The sequence below is a fragment of the Frigoribacterium sp. PvP032 genome, assembly GCF_017833035.1.
Classification (GTDB): domain Bacteria; phylum Actinomycetota; class Actinomycetes; order Actinomycetales; family Microbacteriaceae; genus Frigoribacterium.
Window position 1 is genome coordinate 834,560 of record NZ_JAFIBM010000001.1, and the last position, 13,273, is coordinate 847,832.

General features: G+C 73.5%; 9 protein-coding genes. 6 read left to right on the plus strand and 3 right to left on the minus strand.

The annotated features are described in order from the left end of the window. Positions 1-106: 106 nt before the first annotated feature. From JOE35_RS03800 to JOE35_RS03820, 5 genes are all read left to right on the plus strand, one after another. Complete coding sequence (locus tag JOE35_RS03800; RefSeq protein WP_245186044.1) at positions 107-1,351, plus strand: ABC transporter substrate-binding protein; 1,245 nt, start codon at positions 107-109, stop codon at positions 1,349-1,351. Positions 1,352-1,358: 7 nt separating this feature from the next. Then, positions 1,359-2,381 (plus strand): carbohydrate ABC transporter permease, encoded by a 1,023-nt coding sequence (locus JOE35_RS03805; protein WP_123546985.1) that lies wholly within the window; start codon positions 1,359-1,361, stop codon positions 2,379-2,381. Next, the gene (locus JOE35_RS03810; RefSeq protein ID WP_209559932.1) at positions 2,378-3,286 is read left to right on the plus strand and encodes a carbohydrate ABC transporter permease; all 909 of its coding nucleotides are present in this window, start codon (positions 2,378-2,380) and stop codon (positions 3,284-3,286) included. The genes JOE35_RS03805 and JOE35_RS03810 overlap by 4 nt, the downstream gene beginning before the upstream one ends. A 134-nt stretch (positions 3,287-3,420) precedes the next feature. Continuing rightward, entirely contained in the window at positions 3,421-5,715 is a 2,295-nt protein-coding gene (locus JOE35_RS03815) for a glycoside hydrolase family 3 N-terminal domain-containing protein (protein ID WP_245186286.1), read from the plus strand. A gap of 47 nt (positions 5,716-5,762) precedes the next feature. After that, positions 5,763-8,792: a glycoside hydrolase family 38 C-terminal domain-containing protein gene (locus JOE35_RS03820; protein ID WP_209559933.1), complete on the plus strand. Its 3,030-nt coding sequence runs from the start codon at positions 5,763-5,765 to the stop codon at positions 8,790-8,792. 26 nt (positions 8,793-8,818) lie between these two features. Here JOE35_RS03820 and JOE35_RS03825 read toward each other — a convergent pair whose 3' ends face one another. The 3 genes from JOE35_RS03825 to JOE35_RS03835 all read right to left on the minus strand — a co-directional run bounded on the left by JOE35_RS03825 (position 8,819) and on the right by JOE35_RS03835 (position 12,259). Then, on the minus strand, positions 8,819-10,273 hold the full coding sequence (locus JOE35_RS03825) for a PepSY-associated TM helix domain-containing protein (RefSeq protein WP_307803119.1): 1,455 nt from the start codon (positions 10,271-10,273) through the stop codon (positions 8,819-8,821). A 422-nt stretch (positions 10,274-10,695) separates the two neighbouring features. Continuing rightward, positions 10,696-11,514 (minus strand): DUF1775 domain-containing protein, encoded by an 819-nt coding sequence (locus JOE35_RS03830; protein WP_209559935.1) that lies wholly within the window; start codon positions 11,512-11,514, stop codon positions 10,696-10,698. A 124-nt stretch (positions 11,515-11,638) separates the two neighbouring features. After that, positions 11,639-12,259 carry a hypothetical protein gene (locus tag JOE35_RS03835; RefSeq protein ID WP_209559936.1) on the minus strand — a complete coding sequence of 207 codons (621 nt, stop codon included), beginning with the start codon at positions 12,257-12,259 and terminating at the stop codon, positions 11,639-11,641. Positions 12,260-12,456: 197 nt separating this feature from the next. Here JOE35_RS03835 and JOE35_RS03840 point away from each other — a divergent pair, with 197 nt between their 5' ends. Continuing rightward, positions 12,457-13,194, plus strand: a complete 738-nt coding sequence (locus JOE35_RS03840) for an SDR family NAD(P)-dependent oxidoreductase (RefSeq protein ID WP_209559937.1) — start codon at positions 12,457-12,459, stop codon at positions 13,192-13,194. Positions 13,195-13,273: the final 79 nt, after the last annotated feature.

Here is a 13,273-nt window from a genome sequence, read left to right on the forward strand (position 1 = left end):
CGTCACGGGCCGACCACGGCCGCTCAACGACGAGGGACAGGTGTCAACGATGACGACCACGACGAGAACGACCAGGCGCCTCCTGGCAGGGTCCGCAGCCTTGCTGATGGGAGCAGGCCTCCTGACCGGCTGCAGCGCAGGAGGCGGCGGAGGCGGCGCCGACGACGGCACCCTCACCCTGTGGCAGAACAGCACCACGGGCCCGGGCCAGGACTTCTGGACGAAGGCGGCGGCCGACTTCACGAAGGCGAATCCGGACGTCGCGATCGACGTCCAGACCGTCCAGAACGAGGACTTCGACAGCAAGCTGCAGACCGCCCTCAACTCGGGCGACGCCCCCGACGTCTTCCTTCAGCGTGGCGGCGGCAAGCTGCAGGCGATGGTCCAGGCCGGCCAGGTCAAGGACATCACCGACGGCATCTCCGACGACGCCCGTGCCGACATCAGCGAGGGCACCTTCGGCGCCGGCTCGATCGACGGCAAGGTCTACTCGATGCCGATCGCGGTGCTGCCCGGCGGCTTCTGGTACAGCCAGGACGTGTTCGACGCGGCGGGCATCACGACGCCCCCGACGACGATCGACGAGCTCGACGACGCCGTCACCGCGCTGAAGGACTCGGGCAGGCAGCCCGTCGCCCTCGGCGCCAAGGACGCCTGGCCCGCCGCGCACTGGTACTTCTTCTTCGCCCTGCGCTCGTGCAGCAGCGACGTGCTCGAGCAGGCCGCGACCGACCGCGACTTCAGCGACCCGTGCTGGGTCGACGCGGCGCAGGACCTCGCCGACTTCCGCGACACCGAGCCCTTCAACGACGGCTTCCTCACCACGGCCGCCCAGCAGGGCGCCGGCAGCTCGGCCGGCCTGATCGCCAACAAGCAGGCCGGCATGGAGCTGATGGGCGCCTGGGACCCGGGCGTCATCGCCTCGCTCACCCCCGACGCGAAGCCGCTGCCCGACCTCGGCTGGTTCCCGTTCCCCGCGATCGACGGCGGCGACGGCGAGCCCGGCGCCATCATGGGCGGCGTCGACGGCTACTCGTGCTCGGCCGGTGCACCCGACTCGTGCGTCGACTTCCTGAACTACCTCGCGACCCCTGACGTGCAGGAGGCGTACTACAAGGCCTTCAACGCGCCTCCGGTGAACACGGTGGCCCAGCAGGCCGTCACCGAGCCCTACCTGCAGGAGGTGCTGGCCGCCTACAACGACGCCCCGTTCGTCTCGCAGTGGCTCGACACCGTCTACGGCCTGAACGTCGGCAACGCGATGAACGTCGCCGTGGTCGACCTGCTCTCGGGCGACGGCACGCCGCAGGAGTTCGTGGACGCCGTCGACGCGGCCGCCAAGAAGGCGTAGGCCCCTCGTGAGCCTCCGCGAACCTCCCGTGCGGCCCGCCGCACCAGCCGGGGCTCACGCCACCGCCGGGGGCGAGGCAGTCGCCTCGCCCCCGGCGGCCTCCCGGGCCGTGTCCCGGCAGGGGCGTGGCGCCCGCGGCCTCGAGATCGCGCTGCTGGTCGGCCCGGCCCTCGTGGTCTTCCTGGCCTTCGTGGTCTTCCCGATCGTGATGGCCGCCTACTACGGCTTCTTCAGCTGGCAGGGCTTCGGCCCGCCGACCGACTTCGTCGGGTTCCGCAACTACCTGACGATCTTCCAGGACACGACGTTCCTCGACGCGCTCCGCCACAACGCCACGATCGTGGTGCTCTCGCTCGTGCTGCAGGGTCCGGTCGCGATCGGCCTCGCGCTGCTGCTCAACCGCAAGCTGCGCGGGCAGTCGCTGATCCGGGTGCTGATCTTCGTTCCCTACGTGATCAGCGAGGTCGTCGTCGGCACCGGCTGGAGCCTGATGCTCCAGGGCAGCGGCGCCGTCAACGACGTGCTGACGAAGGTCGGCCTCGGCGCCTTCACGCAGGACTGGCTCGCCGACCCGAGCATCGCCATCTGGACGCTGCTCGTCATCATCACCTGGAAGTACGTCGGCTTCGCCGTCATCCTCTTCCTCGCCGGCCTGCAGGGCGTGCCCGAGGAGCTCAGCGAGGCAGCGGCCATCGACGGCGCGAGCTGGTGGCAGATCCAGCGCCGCATCACGCTGCCGCTGCTCGGGCCGACCCTCCGCATCTGGGCATTCCTGTCGATCATCGGCTCGCTGCAGCTGTTCGACCTCGTCTACATCATCTGGGGCCAGTACATCGCGGCCACCGCCGGCACCTCGACCATGGCGACGTACATGGTCGCCAACGGCCGCACCTCGGGCAGCTACGGCTACGGCAACGCCGTCGCGGTCGTGCTGTTCCTCATCTCGCTCGTCGTCGCCCTCGTCTACCAGCGCTTCGTGCTGCGGCGCGACACGGCCGGGGCCCTCACCACGTCAGGAGACGAGTCATGACCGCCAGCACCCTGCCTGCCCCGGCCGGGCCTGCCCCGACCCGGCCGACCCCGACCCGGCCAGCACCGACCCGCAGGAGGCGCGGCATCGCCGACCCCGGACGCGGCGTCGCGTACGTGGTCGCGGCGGTCGTCATCGTGGCCATGCTCGCGCCCGTCGCGTTCATCGTGATCGGCGGCTTCCGCACCAACGCGCAGATCACGACCGACCCCTCCGGCTTCCCGAGCCCCTGGCAGGTCGGCAACTACCTCGACGTGCTGACCGGCGGCACCTTCTGGCGGCAGGTCGGCAACTCGCTGATCTCGGCCGGCGCCACGACGATCGGCACGGTCGCGCTCGGCCTCGCCGCGAGCTACGTGCTGGCGCGCTACCGGTTCGCCGGGCGAGGTGTGCTCTACGCGCTGTTCGCTGCCGGGCTGATGTTCCCGATGACCGTCGCCATCACGCCCCTCTACCTCGTGATCCGCGACCTCGGGCTGACGAACTCGCTGGCCGGCGTGATCCTGCCGCAGATCGCGTTCGCGCTGCCGACGACGATCATCATCCTCGTGCCGTTCCTCCGCGCGATCCCCGACGAGATCGAGGAGGCCGCGTTCATCGACGGCTGCAGCCGCCTCGGCTTCTTCTTCCGCATGGTCGTGCGCCTGTCGCTGCCCGGCGTGATCACGGTCGGCATCCTCGCCTTCATCGGCGCGTGGAACTCGTACCTGCTGCCGCTGTTCATCCTCAACGACCCGTCGACGTTCACCCTGCCGCTCGGCGTGCAGGCGTTCTCGTCGCAGTACTCGGTAGACACGGCACGCGTGCTCGCCTTCACGGCGCTGTCGATGCTGCCTGCGCTGATCTTCTTCAGCCTGTTCGAGCGCCGCATCGTCGGCGGCCTGACGGGGGCGGTGAAGGGATGACCATCGAGATGCAGCACACGACGGGCCGCCCCGGCGACGAGGGCCGAGCCGAGGGCCGAGCCGAGGAGGCGCGGGCCGCGACGAGCGCGACCGGTCTCGTCCTCAGCGACCGCGTCCGTCGTCTCCTCGAGGACATGTCACTCGACGAGAAGCTGGCCCAGCTGGTCGGCTGGTGGGTCGACCAGGGCGGCGGAGCCGTCGCGCCGATGCAGGGCGCGATGACCCCGAGCGACGACTACGGCGCCGCGACCGAGCACGGCCTGGGCCACCTGACCCGGGTCTACGGGACGCGGCCGGTCGACCCCGTCCAGCGCGCCTCCTGGCTCTGGGAGGAGCAGCGCCGGCTGCGTGCCGAGACGCGTCTCGGCATCCCGGCGATCGTGCACGAGGAGTGCCTGACCGGGCTGGCCGCCTGGCAGGCCGCGACGTTCCCGACGCCTCTCGCGTGGGGCGCCTCCTTCGATCCCGACCTGGTCGAGCGGATGGCGGCGCTGATCGGCGGCTCGATGCGCGAGCTCGGCGTGCACCAGGGCCTCGCGCCGGTGCTCGACGTGATCCGTGACCCGCGGTGGGGACGCGTCGACGAGTGCATCGCCGAGGACCCGTACGTCGTGGGGACCATCGGCACCGCCTACGTGCGCGGCCTCCAGTCGGCGGGCGTGCACGCCACGCTCAAGCACTTCGTCGGCTACTCGCTCTCGGACGCGGGCCGCAACCACGCCCCCGCCAACATCGGGCCGCGCTACCTCGCCGACGTGCTGCTGCCGCCGTTCGAGATGGCCGTGCGCGACGGCGGGGTGCGCTCGGTGATGAACTCGTACGCCGAGGTCGACGGCGTGCCCGTCGGGTCGACGCCCGAGTACCTGACCGACCTGCTGCGCGGTGAGTGGGGCTTCGACGGCGTCGTCGTCTCCGACTACTTCGCCGTCGCCTTCCTCGAGGTGATGCACGCCGTCGCCGCCGATCGCGGCGAGGCCGCCGCGCTCGCGCTCGAGGCCGGCATCGACGTCGAGCTGCCCACCGGAGACGCCTACCTCGCCCCGCTCGCCGAGCGCGTGCGGGCCGGGCTGGTCGACGAGACGCTGGTCGACCTCGCGGTCGCCCGCGTGCTCGCGCAGAAGGATGAGCTCGGCCTGCTCGACGAGGCCGCCCTCGACGCCGCGGAGGCAGCGGGGCCGCCGACCGAGATCGACCTCGACAGCCCGGCGCACCGTGCGGTCGCCCGCCGCCTGGCCGACGAGTCGGTCGTGCTGCTGACCAACGACGGTGTGCTGCCGCTGGCCGCGCCGGCGCGCGTCGCGCTGATCGGCCCGAACGCGGACAGCACCGAGGCGCTGATGGGCTGCTACTCGTTCGTCAACCACGTGCTGGCGCACCACCCGGGGGTGCCCACGGGCATCGCCGTGCCGACGGTCGCCGAGGCGCTCCGTGACGAGCTGCCCGCCGCCGAGCTCGTCGTCGTGCGCGGCTGCGAGGTCGAGGGCTCCGACGACGGCGACGACCTCGCGGGCATCGCCGAGGCGGTCCGCGAGGCAGCCGCCTCCGACGTGGCCGTCGTGGTGGTCGGCGACCGCGCAGGGCTCTTCGGCCGCGGCACCGTCGGCGAGGGCAACGATGTCGAGAGCCTCGAGCTGCCGGGGCCGCAGCGCGACCTCGTGGAGGCGGTCGTCGCCTCCGGCACCCCGGTCGTGCTGGTCGTGCTGTCCGGTCGTCCCTACGCCATCGGCTGGGCCGTCTCGGGGCCGAGCGCCCCGGCGGCGGTCGTCCAGGCGTTCTTCCCGGGGGAGCAGGGCGGGCCCGCGATCGCCGGCGTGCTCTCGGGCAGCGTCGTGCCGTCGGGCCGGCTGCCCGTGTCGCTGCCACGATCGGCAGGCGCACAGCCCTTCTCGTACCTGCACCCGCCGCTCGGCGGCCCGAGCGAGGTGACGAGTGCCGACAGCACGCCCGTGCTGCCGTTCGGCCACGGCCTCTCGTACACGACGTTCGAGCGGTCGGGGCTCGTCGTCGGGGGCTCCGACTCGGGCGCAGGCGCGGGCTCGGGTGCGGCCGAGGTGCCCGCAGGAGGCGCGTTCAGCGCGACCGTGACGGTGCGGAACACGGGCGGCCGGGCCGGCGCCGACGTGGTGCAGCTCTACGCGCACGACGTCGTCGCCTCGGTGACCCGCCCGGTCGCGCAGCTGCTCGGCTACGCCAGGGTCGAGCTAGAGCCGGGGCAGGAGGCGCAGGTGACGTTCCGCGTGCCGACGCAGCGCCTCGCGTTCAGCGACCGCCGGATGCGCCGCGTGGTCGAGCCCGGAGCCGTCGAGCTCTGGGTGGGCCCCTCGTGCGCCGAGCGCGAGACGGAGGCGGCGCTCGCGATCACCGGCCCCGTGCACCTCGTCGGGCTCGACGACGCCCGCGTCGTCGCCGTCGAGGTCGAGCGCCGCTGAGCGGTCCGGGGTGTCGTCGACCGCACGGGGCGTCCATGCTGGGGTGCATGCACGACGACATCCCCCTGACCATCGGACGCGCCCGCCGGGTGCTGGACGAGCGCATCGTGCCGGCCGTGCACGCGACGTCGGTGCCGCTCGAGGTCGCCTGGCACGTGCTGCCGGGCGAGCCGGTGCCGCCGACGGAGGGGCTCGCACTCGACTACGAGCCCTACGAGGTCGGCACCCCGTGGGGCGCGGCCTGGGGCACGACCTGGTTCCGGCTGCGGGGCACGGTCCCCGCCGGGTGGGCCGGACGCCGGGTCGAGGCCGTCGTCGACCTCGGGTTCGACGTCGACATGACCGGGTTCCAGTGCGAGGGCCTCGTCTACCGCGCCGACGGCACGCCGGTGAAGTCGATCGCCCCGCGCAACCAGTGGGTGCTCGTCAGCGAGGAGGCGGGGGCCGGCGACGAGGTCGAGTGGTTCGTCGAGTGCGCGTCGAACCCGGTGCTGCTCGACCACCACCCCTTCCTGCCGACCGACGAGGGCGACGTGCGGACGTCGTCGCCCCGACCGCTCTACACGAGCCGTCGCATGGACCTCGCCCTGTTCGAGTCCGAGCTGCACGAGCTGGCGCTCGACGTCGAGGTGCTGCTCGAGCTGCAGGCCGAGCTGCCGCAGGGCCCGCGGCGCATGCGGGTGCTCCAGGCCCTCGACGACGCCCTCGACGCGCTCGACCTGCAGCACCTCGCCCAGACGGCCCCCGCCGCGCGGGCGGCCCTGGCGCCGGCGCTCGCGTCGCCCGCCGAGGCGTCGGCGCACCGGATCTCGGCGGTCGGGCACGCGCACATCGACTCGGCCTGGCTCTGGCCGGTACGTGAGACGATCCGCAAGGTGGCTCGCACCGCGTCGTCGGTCACCGAGCTGATCGACCAGACCGACGACTTCGTCTACGGCATGTCGAGCGCCCAGCAGTACGCCTGGATCAAGGAGCACCGCCCCGAGGTGTGGGCACGCGTCGTGGCGGCCGTCGAGGCCGGCCGCTTCCTGCCGCTCGGCGGCATGTGGGTCGAGTCCGACACGGTGATGCCCTCCGGCGAGTCGATCGTGCGCCAGTTCTCGCAGGGCCAGCGGTTCTTCGAGCGCGAGTTCGGCATCCGGCCCGCCGGCGTCTGGCTGCCCGACAGCTTCGGGTACTCGCCGGCCCTGCCGCAGCTGATGAACCGCGCGGGGTTCCGCTGGTTCTTCACGCAGAAGATCTCGTGGAACCAGGTCAACAAGTTCCCGCACCACACCTTCGAGTGGGAGGGGATCGACGGGTCGCGCACGTTCTCGCACTTCCCGTCGATGGACACGTACAACTCGCAGCTGTCCGGAGCCGAGGTCGCGAAGGCGTCGGTGCAGTTCCGCGAGAACCGGCTCGCCAGCGGCTCGATCGCCCCGGTGGGCTGGGGCGACGGCGGCGGCGGCACGACGCGCGAGATGACGGGCAAGGCCGCCCGGCTGGCCGATCTCGAGGGCAGTGCGCGGGTGGCCTGGGAGCACCCGGACGCGTTCTTCGAGCGGGCGCGGGGCGAGCTGGTCGACCCGCCCGTCTGGGTGGGCGAGCTCTACCTCGAGCTGCACCGGGCGACCCTGACCTCGCAGCACCAGACCAAGCAGGGCAACCGGCGCACCGAGCACCTCCTCGTCGAGGCCGAGCTGTGGGCGACCACCGCGGCGGTGCGCGTCGGTGCCGACTACCCGTACGACGAGCTGGACTCGCTCTGGCAGACCGTGCTGCTGCACCAGTTCCACGACATCCTGCCGGGCACGTCCATCGCCTGGGTGCACCGCGAGGCCGTCGCCGAGTACGCGCGCGTCGAGGCCGCGGCCAGGGCGATCGTCGAGCGGTCGCAGGCCGCCGTCGTCGGCGAGGGCGACCTCGAGGTCGAGGTCAACTCGTCGCCGGTCGCCCGCGACGGGGTGCCCGCGTTCTCGGCCCGCGTCGTCGAGCCGCGCGAGGTGCGCCCGGTCGACCTCGTCGCCCGGGACGGCGGCTTCGTGCTGACCAACGACCTGGTCCGCGTCGTGGTGGACGCGCAGGGCCTCGTCGTCTCCGCGGTCGACCTCACGACCGGACGCGACGCCGTCGCCCCCGGCCAGGTCGCCGGGCTGCTCCAGCTGCACCAGGACTTCCCGAACATGTGGGACGCGTGGGACGTCGACCGGTACTACCGCAACAAGGTCACGGACCTGCGCGACCTCGACGACATCGAGGCGCACGTCGACGGGACCGGCACGGCGCGGATCGTCGTCCGGCGCTCGTTCTCGGCGTCGTCGGTGGTGCAGACCCTCACCCTCGCGCCGGGCCGGCGCACCCTCGAGTGGGCCCAGCAGACCGAGTGGCACGAGACCGAGAAGTTCCTCAAGGTCGCGTTCCCGCTCGACGTCCGGGCCGAGCACACGATGGCCGAGACGCAGTTCGGCGCCGTCCGACGGCCCACCCACGTGAACACCTCGTGGGAGGCGGCGAAGTTCGAGACCTCGATGCACCGGTTCGTGCTGGTCGACGAGCCCGGCTTCGGCGTCGCGCTCGTCAACGACTCGGTCTACGGCTTCGACACCACCCGCGACAGCGCCGACGGCGCCGTCAGCACGACGGTGCGCCTGTCGCTGCTGCGGGCGCCGAGGTTCCCCGACCCGGCGACCGACCAGGGCACGCAGACGCACCGCTTCGGCCTGGTGATCGGCACCGACCTCGCCGGCGCGACGGCCGAGGGGCTCTGGATGAACGTCGACCCGACGACGACGACGGGTGCCAGGGGCGCGCTGCCTCTCGTGACGGCGTCGGACGGCGTCCTCGTGTCGAGCGTCAAGCTGGCAGACGACCGGTCGGGCGACCTCGTCGTCAGGCTCTGGGAACCGGTCGGCCGCCGGGTGCGGGCGACTGTCCGGGTCGATGCGCCCGCCGCGGCCGTCCGGGCCGTCTCGCTGCTCGAGGAGGCCCTGCCGGACGTCGGGGCCCAGGCAGGCCTGGGCCCCGACGGCTCCGTCGAGATCGCCCTCGGCGGCTTCGAGGTCCGGACGCTGCGCTTCGTGCTCGGGTGCCGCTGAGCCCCGGCAGCCGGCATCAGTCCCCGCTACGCCCGCGTGCGGGCCACCGTGACGAGGGCGTCGACCACGACGAACAGCACGAGCCCGAGGCCGACCATCGGCAGGAACAGCCCGACGACGAGGCCGACGGCGACCACCGCGACGAGGCCCTGCCACGGGGCGCGGACGAGGGCGCCTGCGGCAGCAGGGCGTCCGGCACGGAGGCGGCCCGCGCCTCCTGCAGGGCCTCGTCGCCACCACATCAGGTAGCCGAACACGACCATCGTGGCGACGCCGATGGCCGTGACCACCAGGAGGAGCTGGTTCGGCAGCCCGAACATGGTGCCCATGTGCGTGTCGACGCCCCACCGCGCGAGCTTCGCCATGACCGGGTAGTCCGCGAAGTCGGTGCGGTCGACGACGGCGAGCGTCGTGCCGTCGACCGCCGTGGAGTCGACCTGGGTCGGCCAGCTCCGCTCGATCTCGGTGACGGTCCAGGCGCTGTCGGCGTCGGCGGGCGGCTTGATCTCGACGAGACCCGTGTCGACGTTCACCGTCTGCGCGACGGCGAGCACGTCGTCGAACAGGTCAGGGTCGACCTCGGAGACGCCGGGGGCGGCGGCTCCGTGGTGGCCGGCGTGGGGGTCGACCGCGACGTCCTCGGCGTCGGGTGCCGCGCCTCCTGCGCTCGTGCCCTCGCCTCCTGCGCTCGTGCCCTCGGCGGGCAGGGCGGTGTCGAGCGCCGGAGCGGTCCAGCTGAGCGCGGCCCTCAGCGCGGTGACGTTGTCGCCCGCGTGCTGCGACCAGGTGATGCCCGTCGCCGAGAGGAACAGCGCCCCGATCGTCAGCCCGATGCCGATCGACGCGTGCCACGAGAAGTACCGACGCAGGCCGGTCGCGCGGAGGTCGGGCCGCACGAGGTCGCGGCGTGCACGCTCCCTCGCCGTCCCCGGCCCACGTGCCCGCAGGCGGCGGGCGATCCACAGGCCGAGGCCCGCCAGCACCACGACGCCGAGCCAGCTGGCGGCGAGCTCGCTGTAGAGGCGGCCGGCGTCGCCGAGCCCGAGGCTGCGGTGCAGGTCGGAGATCGTCGTCCGCAGCGGCAGCGAGCCGCTCGTGCCGTAGACGGGCAGGTCGCCGCGGATCTCGGCCGTGGCCGGGTCCACGAAGATCGCCCGGGTCTGGCTCTCGATCAGGTCGTCACCGGTGAAGAGCACGCGCGTGGTGTCGCCCGGCTCGGGCGCGGGACGCACGGCGACGAGCTCGCCGCCGTCTCCGACGACCCGTTCAGCGGCCGCGACCTGGTCGGCGAGGGGGAGCGCGGCGCGCGTGCCCGGCGCCGTCACCGGCGCCGTCAGCTCGTCGGCGTAGACGACCTCCTCGAGCGTCGGCGCGAGCGCGTACGCCGCCCCGGTCAGCGCTGCGGCGAGGATGAACGGCCCCACCACGATCGCGGCCCAGAAGTGCAGCCGGAGCAGCAGCGGGCCGAGCCAGCTGCCGATGCCGCCGCCCGTCGCCCCGCCCGGGCGGGGCGCGCTCGGGACGCCGGGCTCGCGGACGGGGGTGCTGTCCCGCTCAGGCGCTGATCCGTCACGTGACGGATCAGCCGGAGGCGTGGGGGACGTGCCCGCTGATCCGTCTCGTGACGAATCAGCCGGAGGCGTGGGGGACGTGCCCGCTGATCCGTCTCGTGACGGATCAGCCGGAGGCGTGGGGGACGTGCCCGCTGATCCGTCTCGTGACGGATCAGCCTTAGGCGTGGGGGACGTGCCCGCTGATCCGTCTCGTGACGGATCAGCCGGAGGCGTGGGGGACGTGCCCGCTGATCCGTCTCGTGACGGATCAGCCTTAGGCGTGGGGGACGTGCCCGGTGATCCGTCTCGTGACGGATCAGCCGGAGCGGCGACAGGAGGGGTGGTCGCGCTCATCGGCCGGCCTCCGTGCCGCGGCGACGGAGGGTCGTCGTGAGCAGGACGAGCCCGACGACTCCGACGACGAGCGCCCCGACGGCGAGGGCCCTGGCCGTCTCGTCGACGGGGGTCGGTGCGGAGGAGGCGGCGACCGCCTCCTGCGTGCCTGTCGCTGTGGTGTCGGTTCCGGTTCCGGTTCCGGTGCCGGTGCCGGTGCTGGTGCCGGCGCTGCTGGGGTCGGTGAGGGTGAGGACCGGTGCAGGCGAGGCGGGCTCGGCGTCGGAGCCCGGCTCCGCGACCTCGACCCAGTCGTACGAGCCGACCTCGCAGGACTGCACGGTGGGGAACGCGACGACGTCACCGGGCCTGCCCTGGACCGGGAGCAGGGCCGAGACGGCGACCGTGTCGCGGAAGCCCTCGGGGAGGGCCGATCCCGGGTCGGCGGTCCAGGTGACCGTGGTGCCTGTGGTGCCTGTGGTGCCGGCGGTGCCGGCTGCCGGTGCCTCGGTGATCGACCAGCCGGGCTTGATCGTCGGCGTGACTGCCTGCACCTCGGCGGGGAACGTGACGGCGAGGGAGGTGGTGGGGGATCCCTCGCAGCCGTGGCCGACCGCGAAGGTCAGCACGCTGAGCGCCGCAGGGGCGGTCGACGAGGCCTCGAGCTCGACGTGGGCCCGGGCGGCCAGCGGTGCGGCGAGTGCGAGCCCGAGCCCGGTGGCGGTCGCGACGGCCGTGCCGAGGAGGCGGATGCGGGCAGGGGAGGTGCGGGCGGCGGAGGAGGAGCGGGCGGAGGAGGAACGGGCAGGGGAGGAGGTGCGGGCGCGTGGGCGCATGGAGGTGTCCTTCGGGCAGGCGGGGCGGACCCCGCGGCGACGGGGGAGGCCGTGCCGTGCCGGACCGGCGTGAGCGGTCGGGCACGGACGACGCCGCGCCCGCCGTCAGGAGGCGAGCGCGGCTCTAGGTCGTCGCCGGGGCCGGCGGGCCCCTCAGGGCACGCGTGGTCGCGAGCAGCAGCGTCACGAGCGGCCGAGGCGCGCGCTCGACGCGGACAGCCCCGCGCGGACGGTGCGGCACCACGAGCGCGACCACGCGGGCCACGAGCCGCACGAGCACCAGCCTGAGCGCCCGCACGAGCTGCCGCACGGCCGAGGTCCCCGCACGGAGCGACGCGATCGTGACGAGACCGGCCACGACGTGCGCGCCGACCATGCTGCCGTCGTGGGCTCCGGCGGCGAGCTCGGGCAGCACGGCGGTCGCTCCGGGGAGGTGGTGGCCGGCGTGCGCGCCGCCCGCGCCTCCTGCGGGCTGGTCGTCGGCCATCGGGGCCATGCCGCCCGCGAGCGTGAAGACGGCGTGCAGCAGGCCCTGGGTCGCCGCGACGGCGACGACCAGCCGGGGCAGCGTCACGCGACGCCCGCCGAGGGCGAAGCAGAGGAGCACGCTCACGACGACGGCGGTGCCGAGCAGCAGCGCGGGCGGGAACGTGCCGCCGCCGAGCGCGTGCGCGGCGGCCGTGACGAGGGTGCTGACGCCCGCGGACAGCGCGGCGCGCAGCATGCGCTGCCGGCGTGCGTCCACGGGGGCCTCCTGGGGGTCTCGTCCCACGGTAGCCGAGCGCGGGGCCGAGGCCGCGCCGCCGCCTCCTGCGTGAAAGACGACCCGGAAGCGACAAGACGACGTGATGTTCCGCGCCGTCTTGTCGCTTCCGCGTTGGTTCTTCGTGGACGAGGGGTGAGCGGGCCGTGGTGTCGGGGGCCGGGTGCAGGATGGGGCGCATGGCACATCTCCTCGTCACCGGTTCCTCCGACGGCCTCGGGCACGGCTCGGCCGCCGCCCTCCTCGAGCAGGGGCACGACGTCGTCGTGCACGTGCGGGGCGAGCAGCGGAAGGAGGCGGTGGCCGGCCTCCTCGAGCGGGGCGCGCGCCTGCTCGTCGCCGACTTCGGGGTGCGCGACGACGTGCTGCGCGCCGTCGGCGAGCTGAACGACGGCCCGGCCCTCGACGGCGTCGTGCACAACGCGGGCGTCTACTCGGGCGCACCGCTGATCCCGGTCAACGTCGTGGCGCCGTACCTGCTCACCACGCTGCTCGAGCACCCGACCCGGCACGTGTACCTCAGCAGCGGCATGCACCGCAGCGGCACCGACTCACTCGACGGGATCGACTGGAGCGGCGCCCGCGCGACGGGCAGCTACTCTGACAGCAAGCTGATGGTGACGGCCCTCTCGGCCGCGGTCGCGCGCCGGTCGCCCGGCCTGTTCACCGCCTCCGTCGACCCCGGCTGGGTGGCGACCAAGATGGGCGGCCCCTCGGCCCCCGACGACTTCGAGCTGGGTCACCGCACGCAAGACCGGCTGGTGGTCGGCGAAGGCGCCGACGCCGACGTCAGCGGCGCCTACTGGCACCACGACCGGCAGCAGCAGCCTGAGGCGGCGGCGCTCGACGAGTCCTTCCAGGACGAGCTGCTCGCGGCGCTCGCCGCGGCGACCGGGGTGGAGCTGCCCGAGCGCTGACCTGGCGCCGCGGCTGCGGCTGCGGCTGCACCTGTGGCTGCTGCTGCTGCTGCTCCTGCCGGTGCCGGTGCCGGTGCCG